General features: G+C 38.6%; 18 protein-coding genes and 1 other RNA gene. 16 read left to right on the forward strand and 3 right to left on the reverse strand.

Annotated elements, in window-relative coordinates; genetic code table 11:
* Positions 1 to 459 precede the first annotated feature (459 nt).
* The 5 genes from QE177_RS12590 (at position 460) to QE177_RS12610 (ending at position 2,955) form a co-directional block, all read left to right on the forward strand.
* Entirely contained in the window at positions 460 to 1,125 is a 666-nt protein-coding gene (locus tag QE177_RS12590) for a DedA family protein (protein ID WP_280550161.1), read from the forward strand.
* Positions 1,126 to 1,349: 224 nt separating this feature from the next.
* Positions 1,350 to 1,646, forward strand: a complete 297-nt coding sequence (locus tag QE177_RS12595) for a YqjD family protein (RefSeq protein ID WP_026821401.1) — start codon at positions 1,350 to 1,352, stop codon at positions 1,644 to 1,646.
* Position 1,647: 1 nt separating this feature from the next.
* On the forward strand, positions 1,648 to 2,055 hold the full coding sequence (locus QE177_RS12600) for a phage holin family protein (protein WP_280550163.1): 408 nt from the start codon (positions 1,648 to 1,650) through the stop codon (positions 2,053 to 2,055).
* Positions 2,042 to 2,338, forward strand: a complete 297-nt coding sequence (locus QE177_RS12605) for a YqjK-like family protein (RefSeq protein ID WP_034249114.1) — start codon at positions 2,042 to 2,044, stop codon at positions 2,336 to 2,338. Before QE177_RS12600 ends, QE177_RS12605 begins: the two co-directional genes overlap by 14 nt.
* Before the next feature lie 221 nt (positions 2,339 to 2,559).
* On the forward strand, positions 2,560 to 2,955 hold the full coding sequence (locus tag QE177_RS12610) for a DoxX family protein (RefSeq protein ID WP_280550168.1): 396 nt from the start codon (positions 2,560 to 2,562) through the stop codon (positions 2,953 to 2,955).
* Positions 2,956 to 3,015: 60 nt separating this feature from the next.
* Here QE177_RS12610 and QE177_RS12615 read toward each other — a convergent pair whose 3' ends face one another.
* A complete protein-coding gene (locus QE177_RS12615) occupies positions 3,016 to 3,933 on the reverse strand; it encodes a LysR family transcriptional regulator (protein WP_280550170.1) in 918 nt (305 codons plus the stop codon).
* 112 nt (positions 3,934 to 4,045) lie between these two features.
* On the opposite strand from QE177_RS12615, the gene QE177_RS12620 reads away from it, so the two are divergent.
* The 10 genes from QE177_RS12620 (at position 4,046) to QE177_RS12665 (ending at position 12,868) form a co-directional block, all read left to right on the forward strand.
* On the forward strand, positions 4,046 to 4,747 hold the full coding sequence (locus QE177_RS12620; protein WP_280550172.1) for a pirin family protein: 702 nt from the start codon (positions 4,046 to 4,048) through the stop codon (positions 4,745 to 4,747).
* 197 nt (positions 4,748 to 4,944) lie between these two features.
* Positions 4,945 to 6,879: a PRD domain-containing protein gene (locus tag QE177_RS12625; protein ID WP_280550174.1), complete on the forward strand. Its 1,935-nt coding sequence runs from the start codon at positions 4,945 to 4,947 to the stop codon at positions 6,877 to 6,879.
* A 487-nt stretch (positions 6,880 to 7,366) separates the two neighbouring features.
* Positions 7,367 to 7,705, forward strand: a complete 339-nt coding sequence (locus tag QE177_RS12630) for a transcriptional antiterminator (protein ID WP_180559427.1) — start codon at positions 7,367 to 7,369, stop codon at positions 7,703 to 7,705.
* Between the two features lie 20 nt (positions 7,706 to 7,725).
* Positions 7,726 to 8,091 carry an SFCGS family glycine-rich protein gene (locus QE177_RS12635; RefSeq protein WP_280550177.1) on the forward strand — a complete coding sequence of 122 codons (366 nt, stop codon included), beginning with the start codon at positions 7,726 to 7,728 and terminating at the stop codon, positions 8,089 to 8,091.
* Between the two features lie 11 nt (positions 8,092 to 8,102).
* Positions 8,103 to 8,387, forward strand: a complete 285-nt coding sequence (locus QE177_RS12640) for a DUF4312 family protein (RefSeq protein ID WP_225506134.1) — start codon at positions 8,103 to 8,105, stop codon at positions 8,385 to 8,387.
* Between the two features lie 27 nt (positions 8,388 to 8,414).
* On the forward strand, positions 8,415 to 9,206 hold the full coding sequence (locus tag QE177_RS12645; RefSeq protein ID WP_280550179.1) for a DUF4311 domain-containing protein: 792 nt from the start codon (positions 8,415 to 8,417) through the stop codon (positions 9,204 to 9,206).
* A 2-nt stretch (positions 9,207 to 9,208) separates the two neighbouring features.
* Positions 9,209 to 9,859 carry a DUF4310 family protein gene (locus tag QE177_RS12650; RefSeq protein WP_026821390.1) on the forward strand — a complete coding sequence of 217 codons (651 nt, stop codon included), beginning with the start codon at positions 9,209 to 9,211 and terminating at the stop codon, positions 9,857 to 9,859.
* A gap of 27 nt (positions 9,860 to 9,886) precedes the next feature.
* The gene (locus tag QE177_RS12655) at positions 9,887 to 11,026 is read left to right on the forward strand and encodes an amidohydrolase/deacetylase family metallohydrolase (RefSeq protein WP_280550181.1); all 1,140 of its coding nucleotides are present in this window, start codon (positions 9,887 to 9,889) and stop codon (positions 11,024 to 11,026) included.
* Positions 11,010 to 12,125, forward strand: coding sequence for a DgaE family pyridoxal phosphate-dependent ammonia lyase (locus QE177_RS12660; protein WP_280550183.1), 1,116 nt, complete (start codon positions 11,010 to 11,012; stop codon positions 12,123 to 12,125). The genes QE177_RS12655 and QE177_RS12660 overlap by 17 nt, the downstream gene beginning before the upstream one ends.
* Positions 12,125 to 12,868, forward strand: a complete 744-nt coding sequence (locus QE177_RS12665; protein ID WP_280550185.1) for a KDGP aldolase family protein — start codon at positions 12,125 to 12,127, stop codon at positions 12,866 to 12,868. Before QE177_RS12660 ends, QE177_RS12665 begins: the two co-directional genes overlap by 1 nt.
* A 103-nt stretch (positions 12,869 to 12,971) precedes the next feature.
* Here the strand turns inward: QE177_RS12665 and rnpB are convergent.
* Together rnpB and rsmI are read right to left on the reverse strand one after the other, a co-directional pair.
* Positions 12,972 to 13,347: RNase P RNA component class A (rnpB, locus tag QE177_RS12670), an RNA gene on the reverse strand.
* Positions 13,348 to 13,414: 67 nt separating this feature from the next.
* Entirely contained in the window at positions 13,415 to 14,311 is an 897-nt protein-coding gene (gene rsmI / locus QE177_RS12675; RefSeq protein WP_280550187.1) for a 16S rRNA (cytidine(1402)-2'-O)-methyltransferase, read from the reverse strand.
* Between the two features lie 59 nt (positions 14,312 to 14,370).
* Between rsmI and QE177_RS12680 the strand changes: the two genes are divergently transcribed.
* Complete coding sequence (locus tag QE177_RS12680) at positions 14,371 to 16,059, forward strand: penicillin-binding protein activator (RefSeq protein WP_280550189.1); 1,689 nt, start codon at positions 14,371 to 14,373, stop codon at positions 16,057 to 16,059.
* Positions 16,060 to 16,144: the final 85 nt, after the last annotated feature.

The raw sequence follows: 16,144 nt of genomic DNA on the forward strand, positions 1-16,144 counted from the left end.
TAGGTTTCTATTCCACTAATTTAAATTATAAGTAAACCTTGCCTACTGGCAAGGTCTCACTTACAACACAAAAGCGACGTTGATATTCACCTGTGATGCCCAGCTACCGGGTGCATAACACCGTAATGACGACAAACCGGCTAAAGAAGTTACTCCCCTTTGCTAACTAATAAAATAAAAGATCTTCTAACGAAACACAAGATGTTGGTAAATGTATTTCATGAATTGTAAAAAAATAAAATATTAAATAGAAAGTCAATTTCACCGAAAATTTACTATTTAGTTATTTATGATTTTGTTAGAGTATCCGATTAGTCTAATATATTATGCTTATATCTGAATTTAATATTTAAGCTCATATTACAACCTTTTTAACGAGACTCACATTATCTCTAATATGGGATAATAAGCAATAACTACCAATTAGGTTTAAAGATAACGGTATTTAGGAAACACTTGATGGAATTAGTTAAAGAACTTTTTTTCGCACTCTGGCATCAAGATTACAATATGCTAATGAATCCTTCATTAGTCTGGGCTATCTACATTATATTGTTTGCAATATTATTTTTAGAAAATGGAATATTACCTGCCGCTTTTTTACCTGGTGACAGTTTGCTTATCCTAGTCGGTGTCCTAATAGCAAAAGACACTATCAATTATCCATTAACAATCATTATCTTAACTGCAGGTGCCAGTTTGGGTTGCTGGATAGGATATCTTCAAGGTAAATGGCTAGGAAACAATAAAATAGTGCAAAGCTGGCTTTCTCATCTACCTGAACATTATCACCAGCGTGCTTATGGCCTTTTCCATCGCCATGGTTTGGCAGCACTGCTTATTGGCCGTTTTCTTGCTTTTATCAGGACAATTCTACCTACCATAGCCGGCCTATCCGGTTTACCTAATGGACGCTTCCAGTTTTTTAATTGGCTTAGTGGATTACTTTGGGTATTAATTTTAACCACTATTGGTTATGTATTCGGTAAAAGTCCGCTCTTTCAATACTATGAACGCCAAATCATGAGTATTTTAATGCTGATCCCGGTTGTCTTGCTCTTTATTGGTCTAATAGGCAGTATAGCCGTAGTACTGAAGAAAAAATTTAATCGCCGTAATCCTTAAATCCAATTTAATTTATGCTGTTGCCTACTTCCCAAGTAACAGCACTCCTTTCAGTCAAATTTTTTATCAAATTTTCATACCAATATAGTTATTTTTATATTTCAATATAACAAATTTTAAATTACCTGTAATGAGATATAGATTGATTTTATTGGATCTTTTACTATTCTCAAAGAACAAGAGTGGTAAAAATTAACGATCTTTATTGAAAAGAGGTTAACGTTATGAAAAATACCGAAAACCTACGTACAGAATTAAAATCATTAGCTGATTCTTTAGAAGAAGTTTTGAACAATACAGAAAATAAGTCCAAAGCAGAAATTGATAAAATTCGCCGTAAAGCAGAAAAAGCGTTAAACGATTCTCGCCAAAAACTGAGCGATGTCAGCGGCAAAATTATTGATCAAACCAAGGAGGTTGCTGGCCGGGCTGATGATTATGTACATGAAAAACCATGGACCGGTGTTGGTGTAGGTGCCGCTGTCGGGTTGGTATTAGGCATTTTACTGGCTAGACGTTAATATGCGAGAAAATCAACATCCAGATGGACCGGCTAAAGGCTTGCTAACTACCTTACAACGGATAGGTTCTATTCTCATTGATATGGTTGAGACACGACTGCAACTTGTTGCAGTCGAACTCGAACAAGAAAAGCAAACCTTTGTCCAACTGATTTTATTAGCCGGTACCACATTACTATTAATCGCTTTTGGCCTGATGAGTTTGCTGGTATTAATTTTTCTCATGGTTGATCCCACCTATCGTATACAAGTGGTTGCTATTACAACCGCTGTTTTACTTATCCTAGCATTATTAGGTACTTGCTGGACATTAAAAATAGCCCATCGCACGTCTCTATTAGCGGCTACTCGTGAACAATTAAAGCAGGATATCAAACAGTTAAAACAGGATGAACATGAAACTGAGTAAAGCGAAACAATTGGTATTAAAAAAGCAGCAATTGTTAACCAATATTCAGCAGCAGCGTAATGCGTTGTCAGCAACCTCTGAACATTGGTTAGCAATTACTGCACCTTATGATCGTACCTGGCAAAAGATACTAGCTTTCAAACCACTGGTCATTGCAAGTTTTTCATTAATTGCACTCTATAATATTCGTCATCCTAAAAAACTTTATCGCCTCAGCCGACGCGCTATTGGTGTCTGGGGAATAGCCAAAACTTTACAAACATTTATAGCAAAAAAAGCCTAATCCAGACGTAAATTTGTAAAGATACCCCCTTTCGCCAAAATTATCTCCTTTAATTCATTCAATTTTTTTGCATAAGAGATTGAATTTTCCTGGCTAGTATTTTTAATAATCTAGGCTTTACTATAAATAAAACAGCAATTAACTGTTCTCGATTGGCAGCCAAAAGCCCACTATAGATTAAAACCCTTTACTTTAAATATTATACTTTAAGAAGGATGAATATGAAAAACATAGAGAATATCACAATCCTAGTGGCGCGTATTTTAATGCCCCTGTTATTTATTTTTGCCGGCTATGGAAAGCTGGGTAGTGGTTATATTGAAACCCAGCAATATATGCAAGCGCTGGGTGTCCCGGCTTTTTTACTGCCATTGACTATTTTATTAGAGCTTGGCGGTGGCATCGCGATCCTAGTTGGTTTTTTAACCCGAACCACGGCTACTTTTACCGCTGCTTTTAGTTTGTTAACCGCTTTTATTTTTCACTTCAACTTTGCCGAAGGTGATAACCAATTGATGTTTTTAAAAGATCTCTCTATCGCTGGCGGCTATATGCTATTAGCCATTCTCGGACCAGGAAAATTCAGTATTGATCACTGGTTAAATAAAAAATGGTAATACTTAAAGATTGGGCGATAATTTTTCCATCGCCCATAAATAAAATTTAACCCAATATTTTTAGGATAAGTGATTGGTATAGTGATCACTATTAAACAATTGAGGAATTTGACGCAAGCACCAAAATTTAGCTTCACCAATTTTACCACGATGCCAAGCCATAATAATATTCGTCTCTTGGCTATGTTCTGATCCCACGACACGTAATCGCCCCTCTTTAATATCTTTTTCAACCAACGTATAAGGCATAGTCGCAACACCTAACCCTGCTAATAAAGCGCGACGTTTTTCATCGATTGAACTGACTGTTAATCTCTGCTGTTTATCTAATAACTGTACTGTTAAGACTGGCCGTTCTTTGGCTGTATCGGCAATGGCAATCCCACGATATTTAATCCGTGTCATGTCGGAAAGTGGCTCTGGTTCTTGATGAATAGGATGCTCAGGACTGGCAACATAAACATTATTAATAGTACAAAGTAGACGACTATTAATTTCAGGTGAGGAGCGAAAATGCAAATCAGGGGCAATCACAATATCAGCTTTACCGGTTTCTAAGCATTCCCATGCGCCGGCTAATACTTCAGTTAATAAAGAGAGTTGCGTTTCCGATTTTTGTGCCAATTTATCGACTAAAGGAAAAAGTGTTGAGACGGGGATTAATACTTCACAAACAATGGTAAGATAGGGTTCCCAGCCACGCGCCAATGCTTCAGCATCAACCACAAGTTTATCTGCCGCTTCTAACAATAATCGCCCTCGCTCCAATAACATCCGACCAACATCCGTAAAACGAGTTCGATGACCAGAACGATCAAAAAGTACCACATCAAGCTCTTCTTCTAATTTTTGCATCGTATAACTTAATGCAGAAGGAACTTTACCCAATTCATCAGCTGCTGCTGCAAAACTTCCGCGTCGGTCAATGGCATTCATTACACGTAACGCATCTAATGTTAGTGCACGCTCTTTACTCATAATGGATCTCAATCAAGAAATTTGAATGTTTAACTCAGATTAACTAGCTAACAATTTTTCGTCTAGTTAATTATTATTTTTCATCATAAATTATCTGAAAGGTAAAATTACTATGATAATTCCTAGAATAGAAAAAGAGTGTGGTCATGCTGATTTTGGTTGGTTACAAGCACAGTATACCTTCTCTTTTGGCCACTATTTTGATCCTGATTTTACCCATTACGGTGCTTTGCGAGTATTAAATCGAGAAACTATCGCGCCAAAAGCGGCCTGCCGGGCCAAAACCTATCCCAATATCGATATCATTAATTTGGTTTTACAGGGTGATGCTGAATTCCACGATAGTGAAGGAAATCGCATTTATCAATCTGAAAATGAGTGCTTACTTTTATCTCCGTTACATAATATAAGTTATAGCGAACACAATATTAACCAGGAAAAACCGTTAATCCAATTACAGTTATGGATTAATGCCTACGTTGAATATTTCTGCCTACCACCACAAAAACGTAAACTAGTTAATAATAACGCATTGACATTACTTGCTTCACCAAATGGTTCGGGGAATAGTTTAAAAATTCGACAACAAACTTGGATTAGTCATATTTATTTAAAAACGGAACAAAATATGACGCTTAGCCTGAAAGGGAAAAATAGTTATCTATATTCAATTACAGGAATAGTAAAATTAGAAAACAACATTCACAAGATAGCTTATATTAACTATAGTGATGGTGCATTTTTGATGCAGGAACAAAAGGTAAAATTAACTGCCCAAACAGATTTTCGTGGCATATTGATTTATTTAAATTAAACATAAAATTGATAACTTTCAATAAAGTATTTAATAAAAAGATCGACAGCCAATAAAAGTGATAGAATAAATATAGTTGTTTTAATAGATATAATTTATTTGGATGTCAGTGATAACCTTTTCATCAAGTTTTTAACTAGGATATCATCTTCAATCACAAACAACTTTTCTATTTTATTAATTGAAAGGTATAACTCGTGGCTGTCTTTACAAATCAACGTATCCATCAAATTTTTACTAATATTCAGACCGAAATTGTATCGCAAGAAGAACTTGCTAAACGTTTTGGTGTTTCAACGCGTACCATACGTTCAGACATCAACGAATTAAATGAATATTTGCAGGACTATGATGCGTGCATCGTTTATGAGCGCGGCAACGGCTACCATTTAAAAATTAATAACGAAGCCCTTTTTGCTACCATCAAAACGGAAAAAATAGCTGATGATGAAAATATTCCGCGTACAGCAAGAGATCGGGTTGATGCATTATTATTAAAGCTTTTAATGTTGCCATTACCCGTTAAACTTGATGATATTGCAGAAAAATGGTTTATTAGTCGCGGTACCATACAGCAGGATATGAGTATTGTCAGAGAATATTTGCATAAACATGACATCCAGTTGGAAGGTATCCCCCATCAAGGGATACGATTAAGTGGTAGTGAATGGGCCATTCGTACTTGTATTACGGAAATATTATGGCGACGTTTCTCACAGGAAATAAATAAAGACATCGCTAAATTTAGTCTGACCTATCTTGACAATATTGATTTAACCTATATTGATAAAGTATTACAAAATAGCCTTAGCCGCTTTGATATTCGACTGACTAACGAAGGCCACCAGTATCTTATCTTTAATTGCGCTACTACTATCTTACGTATTACTCGTGGTCGTGAATTAACCACTTTTATCAATAATGAAATGGATCCTGTTATTCAAAACGCGGTCAAAGAAATTTCTAACGGATTGATTTACTTTCTTGGTGGTGATCTATCAAAAGCAGAACAAGCTTACTTATGCACACAGCTAGCTGCCCAACGTATTATTGGTAATGAACAGCCCACACAAAAAACAGGTTTACACACCAAATTGCTTGATCATATTTTGCAATATATAAACGACTCATATAATTACGACTTACGTAATGATGAGAAACTAAAACGTGATTTGACCACCCACCTCGCCACCTTATTGACTCGTTTACAATTTAATATTAATACACCGAATCCATTACTTAACGATATCAAACAATATTATCCTTTTGCTTATGATGTCACCCTCGATGCCCTACGCAGTGCTAGTACCCTGCTCCCTTATCCAATTAGTGAAGACGAGCTTGGTTATTTGGCAGTCCATATTGGAGTAAGTTTGGAATGTAATTATGGTACCAGCCACCATCGCCCAACTCAGGTTTTAGTCGTTACAGATTCAGGCAACTCAACAGTACGGGTTATAGAAACCAAAATTATGCGTGAATTTCCTCAACTGAAATTTAATCGCGCACTATCGTTACAAGAATATGAAGCCTTAGAAAACATCGATGAAGATTTTGTCATTACCACCATTCGATTAGCGGAAAAAAATAAGCCGGTAGTGAAAATCGCCCCCTTTCCCACTCCCTATCAACTGGAGCAAGTTGGGCGTTTAGCGATGATCAACCAGACCAAACCTTATATTATTGAACGATTCTTTGAGGAACGTTATTTCATCATACTTAATGAAAAAATTAGCCAAGAAGCGCTATTTAAAAAAATCTGTAAAAAACTTCAAGCTGATGGTTATGTCACTAGCGATTTTTATCCATCGCTGATCGAACGAGAATCCATTGTGTCAACCTTACTGGGCGAAGGTATTGCCTTGCCTCACTCATTAGGTTTATTGGCGAATAAAACGGTGGTTGTTACGATAATTTCACCACAAGGGGTCGAATGGAATGCAGAAACCAAAGAAGTTGCTAATGTCATTTTTCTGCTAGCCATTAGTAAAGCTGATTATGAAGAAGCGATCGCTATTTATGAGTTATTTGTTACTTTCGTCAAAGAAAAAGCGACTAAAAGACTAATTAATAGTAGAAATTTCAATGATTTTCAGGTTATCGCTAAGGATAGTCTAAGTCGTATTAATTAATAATTTCCATTTAATAGTGGAAAAGTGGAAATAATAAGCTAAAAGTGCCATTTTTAGTGATCATTATCATAAGACAGGCAACTTTTTTATCTTATTTGCTTGCCACATACTTTCAGCTACTTTAAATTGGCAAGCCAAACTTCCAGAAACCTATTATGATTTAGCAGGCTATTTCCACTTAATAAGTGCACTAAATAAACAAATAATTAATCCACTTCACATTACCTAATACACTGAAATAAAACAAAAATAATAATATTCTAATGTATTGAATAACAGCAGAAATAATAAAAAATCAGCCCCTAATTTAGTTAAATTTCCAGTTTGATTAAAATTAATTCGTTATTTTTGTCTTTATTTTTCCAGATATTTGCCAGTTTAAAGTGGAAATGTTTCCTCTCCAAAACCATACTGGAAAGGACTAAAGTTATTAACAATAGCAAAAGACCGGTTTTATTTTAATTTCCAAATGGGATAGCGAAAGTTTATGAGTGAATCCTCAATTGTTTTTAATGTCGCAAAAGATAACCTGGATGTAGAGACTGTCACCAATAAATTAATTTCTATTATTGATGGCTGGCTAAAAGCTGAAGGGGCCCATACAACTGATGTTCAACAACAGATGCTACGTTCTCACGTTAAAGCGATGGTAGAGAGAGCAAAAACAGGTGAGTCTCTGCCTGAAGTGGATGTCTCACTGTTTGAAGAAATATCCCCTGAATCCATAGCCTTGGCCGAGAAAGTTGTTAACACCTTGCCTGGCCTGGCATACGAAGAGGCTTATCTGCTCTCAGTTCATTTTGAAGTAGCGCGTTCTAACTCTTAAAGATAATAGGAGAATTAAATATGAAACAGATCCATGTCGTTATTGGTGATCGTTTAGGCAAAGGACAAAAAGTGGCTGCCGGTGTTGAAGCTGCCGGTGGTAAAGCAACCGTCATTCCTGGCGTTGCTGCTGATATGAAGTTAGGCGACGTAATGAAAGAGCATAATGCAGATTTAGGGATCTCATTTTGTGGTAGTGGCGGTGCGGGTGCCATCACTGCTCAGACTAAGTATGGCTATAAAGCACGTTATGGTATGCGTTCTATTGAAGAAGGCGAAACAGCAATTGCCGAAGGCTGTAATGTCCTCGGGTTTGGTTTTATGGATAAAGAAGAGTTGGGCGAACGTTTAGTCAAAGCATTTAATAAGAAACATGGCAATGCATGATGAAACAGAAAATGGAAACATCTGTACGTGTTAATGGTCAAGGGAATTCCCGACAAAAAGCACTTGCTGATGCGCTAAGTTCAATACAACGTACCATACTAAAAAACACTGATAACATTCTGCTACGTATAGAACCGAAAGACATCACTGTTATCAGTGCTAAAGTAAAAACGACAACAGAAAGGTTTCTTTTTTTATTCTTACCTCGCAAGCGTGAATATTTCTCTGTTGTTTTAGATGTTTCATTAGATATCACCTTGCTAAATGTTAAAGAAATCACATTTACCGATGAATAATCGGTATCTTGATTTGGAGAAAATGTCATGGGCGAGACAACGTCTTTTTTAGAAATACTCGGCATGTCCCTAATTATCGGTGGCTTATGTGGTTTTGGCCTCGGTGCAGGTGCTGCGCGTATGTTTCACGCACCCACTGTTCAAGGTATGGGGGCTTTCCGTACATTAGGTGAATTAAATTCCTGTGAAGGCGATCCTGCTTCTCACTTTTCATTCGGCTTAGGTTTTTTCTTCAATGCTTGGGCATCATCTGTTGCTGCTGGTGCTTTTACGCAAGACGTTGATCACCGAATTATACCCAACTGGGGTACCGCCGTTTTGATGATCAAAAACCGCAATGTTGCAGAAACAATGCATAATCCGAAGAAAATGGCCATTGCCTGTAGCATTATCGGTGCCATAGTGGTTGCTTTCTTAAATACAACGGCTTCTGCCGTGCCTGCTGCGCTACAAACTACAGCAATTAATGTCTTAGTTCCTGCGGCAAATTTATTAGTTGAAATTGTCATGCCGGTCATCTTCTGGTTAGCCGCCATGGATGCTGGTCGTCGTTCAGGTTTTTGGGCAACGCTGTTTGGTGGTTGTGCACAACTTATTATGGGCAACGCTATTCCAGGTCTGGTACTTGGGATCTTAATTGGTAAAGGTGTCGACGATAGTGGCTGGACAAAAATTACCCGCACTATGATGGTGGCAGTGATCTTATTGTTCGTACTTAGCGCCTTCTTCCGCGGATTTGATATCAAAATACTCGAATCTTTCCATCTTGGTGCACCAAACTGGCTGCAACATATCCACCAAATCATGAGTGGAGAATAATTATGACAACGGAAATCAATAAAAAAGACTTTTGGTATGCAGAGTGGTCATTTCCTCTGTTTGTTGGACTCCTATCTGCCGGCATCTTTGCCGGAACCCATATGTATGTCGTATATGGCTTCGGTGCTTTCAATGAAGTTGCCTTTGTGGCTATGCTACGTTCCGGCCTTGATACGGGTGTTTTTGGTGCAGTGGCGGCATTTGGTGCTAGTTTCCTCTTTGCCCGTATCATTGAAGGCTCTCTGGTAGGGATCCTGGATATCGGTGGTGCTTTACAAACGGGACTTGGTTTAGGCGTACCAGCGTTATTACTCGCTAGTGGTATGGACTTTTTAGTCACCAATTTCTGGGCATCGCTGATGACCGGCCTAGTATTAGGTATCGTTATTGGTTGTATCATTATCTTCGCTCGCAAATTTACCGTTGGACAAACTAATTCCACCTTCGGAGCGGATGTCATGATGGGTGCAGGTAACACCTCTGGTCGGTTTTTAGGCCCGTTGATCATTTTAGCCGCGATGGCAGCCTCGATTCCAATTGGTATTGGTTCGCTTATTGGCTCACTACTTTTTTATATTTGGAAAAAACCGATTGCTGGCGGAGCAATACTCGGTGCGATGATTCTGGGCTATTTTTTCCCTATCGCCGCCTAAATTTGCAAGAAAATAAAGAAGGCTATTATGAACGATCTCATTATCAAACAAGGGAAACTTATCAACGACCAGATCGTTGATATCTTAGTACGTGATAGCAAAATTGTTGCCATTGGCCCTGATGCTGCCAAAGGACAACAAGCAACTAAAACGATTGATCTAAAAGGCCAACTTTATATTAGTGCCGGCTGGATCGATGCCCATACCCATTGTTACCCAGAATCACCGATTTACTTCGATGAACCCGACTTAGCCGGCGCATCCTGCGGGGTTACCACACTAGTAGATGCTGGTAGTATTGGGGCTGATGATATTGATCACTTTTTTGCTATTACACGTAAAGTCAAAACCAATGTCTATTCACTGCTTAATATCGCTAAAACAGGTATTATTGCCCAAAATGAATTAGCAGACATGCAGCAAATTGACGAAGCTAGTTTACAAAAAGCTATCGATGATCATCCAGACTTTGTCGTCGGGATAAAAGCACGCATGAGTAAAAGCGTGGTTGGTGAAAATGGTATAACTCCGCTTGTCAAAGCAAAAGCGATGCAGAAAAAAAGTGGGTTACCATTAATGGTGCATATTGGTAATAATCCCCCCAATCTTGATGATATCGCAGATTTGTTAACCAAAGGTGATATCATTACCCACTGTTTTAATGGTAAACCTAATCGTATTTTGGATGATAATGGCAATCTAAAGCCATCAATTCAACGTGCACTTGCTCGTGGAGTGATCTTAGATGTGGGCCACGGTGGTGAAAGTTTCAGCTTTAAAGTTGCGGAACAAGCTATGCGTATTGGCACTTATCCCGATATCATCAGTTCCGATATTTACCACAAAAATCGTATCAATGGTCCAGTTTATAGTCTGGCTTTCGTGATGACTAAATTTCTTTGTATGGGATTTTCAATACAACAAATCATTGATTGTGTCACCAAAAAAGCCGCTGACCTGCTCCATTTGCAAGGTAAAGGCTATCTAGATATCGGTATGGATGCAGACTTCACTATCTTTGATCTCAAAGAAGAGCGCACTCAACTTTCTGATGCAGAAGGTGAAATACGCTTTGGTAGCCATAAGTTTGTGCCTGTTGTTGCCATTGTTGGCGGTAAAGAAATCGTTTCCACAGAAAGTGAGTCTGAATATGCAATCGATTTATGAACAATATCAACTCAAAAATGTGATTAATGCCTCCGGTCGCATGACAATGCTTGGCGTTTCTACGCCCAAAGCTGAAGTTACAGAGCGCGTCGGCTATGGACTTAATCATTACTTTGAAATTAAAGATCTGGTAAATAAAACCGGGCAATATATTGCCAAACTACTTAAGGTGGAAAATGCGGTGGTTGTTTCTTGCGCCTCAGCAGGAATTGCGCAATCCGTCGCGGCCGTGATAGTAAAAGATAATGCGGATTTACTTTACAATCTTCACACTTCTCATCAACCTGTTGCCCGTGAAATTGTCATACCGAAAGGACATAACGTTAATTATGGTGCACCAGTCGATACCATGGTCGCGCTTGGTGGGGGTGAAGTTGTCGAAGCCGGTTATGCTAATGAATGTAGTGCTGCTCAAGTTGCTGCTAGAATTACCGATCAAACCGCAGCTATTCTTTATGTTAAATCGCATCACTGCGTACAAAAAAGTATGTTAACGGTAAAAGAAGCGGCGCAAGTTGCTAAAAAACATAAAATCCCGTTAATAGTCGATGCAGCCGCAGAAGAAGATCTAGTGGCTTATTATCAAGACGGTGCTGATTTGGTGATCTACAGTGGCGCTAAAGCAATTGAAGGTCCAACTAGCGGGCTAGTCATTGGTAAACATCAATACGTTGAGTGGGTTAAACAACAAAGTAGCGGCATAGGCCGCGCAATGAAAGTCGGTAAAGAAGGTATTTTAGGCCTAACATTAGCGATTGAACTCTACCTAACTGCCAAAAAAGAAACCGGCAAACAAATGGTTGAGCGGATGACTGACTTTATTAATGAGCTCAACAAAATCAAAGGTGTTAAAGCCCAAATTGTTTGGGATGCAGCGGGCCGTGATATTGCTCGAGCAGAAATAAGCTTCGATCAAAAAGCCATTGGTAAAACCACTTACGCCATGATGGCAGAATTAAAACAAGGCGATACCGCTATCTATTTTCGCGAATATAAAGCCAACGAAGGGAAAGTTGAAGCTGATATCCGTAGTGTTACTAACGAACAAATGAAAACAATTGTCTCACGCATACGCCAAGTTGTTACTGGAGTCAAATAATGGGAAAACAATTAACCCCTAATTTCTATCATGATCGTGTTTGTCTGAATGTTCTAGCAGGCTCTCACCAAAATGCTAAAGATATTTATCAAGCCGCTGAAACTTATGTCGTTGTTGGCGTGCTGTCGAAAAACTATGCTGACTTAAATAGTGCTATCGAAGATATGGCTAAATATGCTGATGAAATTGATAATGCGCTTTCTGTCGGTTTAGGTGCAGGCGATCCTAATCAATCTAATATGGTTTCACAAATTGCTAAAGTCATTCAACCTCAACATGTAAACCAAGTATTCACTGGTGCGGCAACCAGTCGTGCATTATTGGGCCAAGAACAGACTATCGTTAATGCGCTTATTTCACCCACGGGCGAAATTGGTAAAGTAAAAATTTCTACTGGACCGCTAAGCTCAAATTATCCAGATGCCATTGTTCCTGTTGAAACGGCAATCGCAATGTTAAAAGATATGGGCGCAAGCTCAGTGAAATTTTTTAATATGGCAGGATTAAAATATCGCGAAGAGTATCAAGTTGTTGCCGAGGCTTGTGCTAGTTGTGATTTTTATCTTGAACCAACCGGTGGTATCGATTTAAACAACTACACGGAAATTCTTAAAATCGCATTAACTGCTGGCGTAAAGAAAATTATTCCGCATATTTATAGCTCTATTATCGATAAAACAACCGGAAATACCCGTCCTGAGGACGTCAAAAAATTACTTGAAATGACTAAGCAGTGTTTATAGACGCTATTGATAATAAATAATCGGTTTATCAATTCTATTGCACTTTAAATAGTTAAAAAGTAAACCCCCATTGTAAGTTTACTCACAATGGGGTTTTTTAATGGTTTAGAGTCAGCCGATAAGCCGGGTTCTGTCGTGGACAACCATTCATCTAGGCCAGCACTTGCGCACTGACTCAAGCAGCCTACCCGGGTTCGATGCGGGCCGCATCTAATGAACCCCTATTTGGCCTTGCTCCGGGTGGAGTTTACCGTGCCACAAACTGTTGCCAGCTGCGCGGTGCGCTCTTACCGCACCCTTTCACCCTTACCTGTGCTTTTAATAGCCATCGGCGGTTTACTCTCTGTTGCACTAGTCGTAGGCTTTCGCCTCCCAGACGTTATCTGGCACCCTGCCCTATGGAGCCCGGACTTTCCTCCCCTTTATTATCAATTACCTATGGTAACCAACAACAAAGCAGCGGTCGTCTAGCTAACTCCAACGCCAAATTATAGGGATTTAACATTAATTTGTATAGTTATTTATAATAGCTGGCCAACTGCTAACCTACTTGATTGCACTATCAGCGCTAACTTGTTGTTCAAGGGCATACTTATATAATGCATTCTTTTTTAAACCATAAATTTCTGCGGTTATGGCCGCCGCTTTTTTTAACGGTAATGATTGTTGTAATAATGCTAACGTTTTCTTCACCTCAAAGGAAATGGCTGTACTAGCCTCCTTTGGTGCTCTATACCCCTCAACGACCAATACCATTTCGCCACGATAACGATTTTCATCAACTTTTATCCATTCAAGTAGTTCTCCAACCGGCAAACCATGGATAGATTCCCAGGTTTTTGTTAATTCCCGTGCCAAGATGACATAACGTTGCGCGCCCCAAATAGCGACCATATCTGCTAATGTGTCTAGCAAACGATGAGGTGATTCATAAAAAATAAGTGTTCTAGACTCATCCATTAACCCCTGCAATACCTCTTGCCGACTCTTACGTTTTGCCGGCAAAAAACCTTCATAACAAAAGCGATCTGAAGCGATACCAGCAGCAGATAGCGCGGTAATTGCAGCACAAGGCCCAGGCAAAGGAACTACCCGTATGCCAGCTTGTCGACAATATTTAACCAAATGATAACCAGGATCATTAATTAATGGTGTTCCTGCATCAGAAACTAACGCTATACTTAGTCCCTGCTTTAATTGCGGAATTAATTGATCTGTTTTCTGCTGTTCATTATGATCATGCAAGGACATCATGCGGGTATTAATAGCAAAGTGCTGCAATAATAAACCCGTACGCCGGGTATCTTCCGCGGCAATAAGATCCACCTGCTTAAGGATCTGCAATGCACGCAGAGTGATATCGTCCAAATTACCAATAGGAGTTGGTACAATATATAGCGTTGATACCATCTCTACCTCTTTAGCTTGATTAGGTTCATTCATTGTTTCTTCCGAATAACCGATTAAAATTGAGCAATGATAATTACACCACTGGACAAAGTATGCGTTCTTCAATTTTTGTTAAAAAAAGTTTGATCTGTATAGCAATACTATCCTCACTGATATTAGTGGGATGTCATTCCTCAGTAGATCAAAGTAAACCGACTGCTGATGCAACCATACAGACAAGCTCTGAAATCAGCCATTATCAATCAATTATTGATGCTGCTAATGGTACACCATCAGCTAAAGCTTTACGCGCCTATATTGCGCAAGAACCACTCTTAAAAGATCAGGTTAGTCACCAGAAGAATATTGATGATTTTTGGCAAATGTTAATCAATATGCCTGCTGAACAAATTCAAAAATTAGATGTTAGGGCGGACGAAAATGTCTTACAGGGTTGGGTTGATCTGCTTGATCTCTACCATAATAACTACCAAGATCCAGCGGCATTACATAATGCATTTAACGATTGGAAAATACGCTATCCAGCCAACCCAGGTGCTAAAACTTCCCCAACAGCACTAATACAAATCATTCATCACTCTTCAATCAGTAGCAACCCTAAAATAGGTCTATTCTTGCCTTTAAGTAATAATGGAAAAATATTTGCTGAAGCCATTTTACAAGGTTTTCTTGACGCCCAAAAAGGGTTACCTATTAATCAGACCACAACAACCAGCTCATCTGAGCAAAACAACCAAAATAGTGATACTGTCCAAAGTATTATTGATTCAATTACTAACAGTAGCAATAATATAGCGCAAGAAAACAATCCACAAACCCCATCGCTTATTATTGATAATGCGCCTATTAATAATCAACAGGTTAAAGTATACGATACCAATACTCAATCGATTGAGACACTACTTCAACAAGCCGAGCAGGATGGCATTACTTTAGTTGTCGGGCCATTGTTAAAACCGGATGTTCTTGAAGCTATCCAAACAGATACTCCATTGAATATATTGACATTAAATGAATTAGGTCATGATAAAATGCCACTTAAAAATAATGTCTGTTACTTTTCTCTATCGCCTGAAGATGAAGCCATTAATGCTGCTCGCCATATTGCAGAACAAGGCAAACAAGCACCATTGCTCTTGATCCCTTCTTCACCTTTTGGGGAACGTATCGCAAATGTATTTGCTCAAGAATGGTTAAAATTGACACAAACCCCGGTACGTAAACAAAGTTTTGGTGATATTAATAGCCTAAAAGCCCGAACTACTCAGAGTACTGGAATACGTATGATAGGCACATCAATCGTGCTTGCCGAACAGCAATCATCAAATACCAACGATATGGCAGAGGCTATTGATACCGTGTATATTGTGGCCACAAGTGATGAATTAGCATTGATTAAACCGATGATAGATATGGCAACCGATAGTCGCACACGTCCAACACTTTATGCCAGTTCTCGTAGTCATCAAACTGGTTTAAGTACCGATTATTATCTGGAAATGGAAAATCTGCAATTCAGCGAAATCCCTTTACTTGCTGGTGCTAATTCCGCTTTACTAACACAAGCTAATCAACGACTCTCGGCTGATTACTCCTTGATTCGTCTTTACGCCATGGGGATTGATGCTTGGCTATTAGCCAATCATTTCAATCAACTACACCAAAATAGTATTGAATTAAATGGTGCCACAGGCAAATTAAGCGTTAATAGTGAAAATTGCGTTATTTTTCGTTCCCTGCCTTGGTTAAAATTTCAACAAGGAAGAGTTCAATTGATTTAATAAATTGCAAGTTAAAAGTAAAATTTATCAGCCAATAGACAAAAATAGAGTAAAATAGTGACTAAAGTGTCATTTTAACGGCATC

The sequence above is a fragment of the Arsenophonus sp. aPb genome, from assembly GCF_029873475.1.
In the GTDB taxonomy this organism is placed as follows: domain Bacteria; phylum Pseudomonadota; class Gammaproteobacteria; order Enterobacterales; family Enterobacteriaceae; genus Arsenophonus.

Bases quoted from the DNA above. Each gene is read 5' to 3' on its own strand.
- QE177_RS12590 (WP_280550161.1), top strand. From the start codon at position 460: ATGGAATTAGTTAAAGAACTTTTTTTCGCACTCTGGCATCAAGATTAC.
- QE177_RS12595 (WP_026821401.1), top strand. From the start codon at position 1,350: ATGAAAAATACCGAAAACCTACGTACAGAATTAAAATCATTAGCTGAT.
- QE177_RS12600 (WP_280550163.1), top strand. From the start codon at position 1,648: ATGCGAGAAAATCAACATCCAGATGGACCGGCTAAAGGCTTGCTAACT.
- QE177_RS12605 (WP_034249114.1), top strand. From the start codon at position 2,042: ATGAAACTGAGTAAAGCGAAACAATTGGTATTAAAAAAGCAGCAATTG.
- QE177_RS12610 (WP_280550168.1), top strand. From the start codon at position 2,560: ATGAAAAACATAGAGAATATCACAATCCTAGTGGCGCGTATTTTAATG.
- QE177_RS12615 (WP_280550170.1), bottom strand. From the start codon at position 3,933: ATGAGTAAAGAGCGTGCACTAACATTAGATGCGTTACGTGTAATGAAT.
- QE177_RS12620 (WP_280550172.1), top strand. From the start codon at position 4,046: ATGATAATTCCTAGAATAGAAAAAGAGTGTGGTCATGCTGATTTTGGT.
- QE177_RS12630 (WP_180559427.1), top strand. From the start codon at position 7,367: ATGAGTGAATCCTCAATTGTTTTTAATGTCGCAAAAGATAACCTGGAT.
- QE177_RS12635 (WP_280550177.1), top strand. From the start codon at position 7,726: ATGAAACAGATCCATGTCGTTATTGGTGATCGTTTAGGCAAAGGACAA.
- QE177_RS12640 (WP_225506134.1), top strand. From the start codon at position 8,103: ATGGAAACATCTGTACGTGTTAATGGTCAAGGGAATTCCCGACAAAAA.
- QE177_RS12645 (WP_280550179.1), top strand. From the start codon at position 8,415: ATGGGCGAGACAACGTCTTTTTTAGAAATACTCGGCATGTCCCTAATT.
- QE177_RS12650 (WP_026821390.1), top strand. From the start codon at position 9,209: ATGACAACGGAAATCAATAAAAAAGACTTTTGGTATGCAGAGTGGTCA.
- QE177_RS12655 (WP_280550181.1), top strand. From the start codon at position 9,887: ATGAACGATCTCATTATCAAACAAGGGAAACTTATCAACGACCAGATC.
- QE177_RS12660 (WP_280550183.1), top strand. From the start codon at position 11,010: ATGCAATCGATTTATGAACAATATCAACTCAAAAATGTGATTAATGCC.
- QE177_RS12665 (WP_280550185.1), top strand. From the start codon at position 12,125: ATGGGAAAACAATTAACCCCTAATTTCTATCATGATCGTGTTTGTCTG.
- rsmI (WP_280550187.1), bottom strand. From the start codon at position 14,311: ATGAATGAACCTAATCAAGCTAAAGAGGTAGAGATGGTATCAACGCTA.
- QE177_RS12680 (WP_280550189.1), top strand. From the start codon at position 14,371: ATGCGTTCTTCAATTTTTGTTAAAAAAAGTTTGATCTGTATAGCAATA.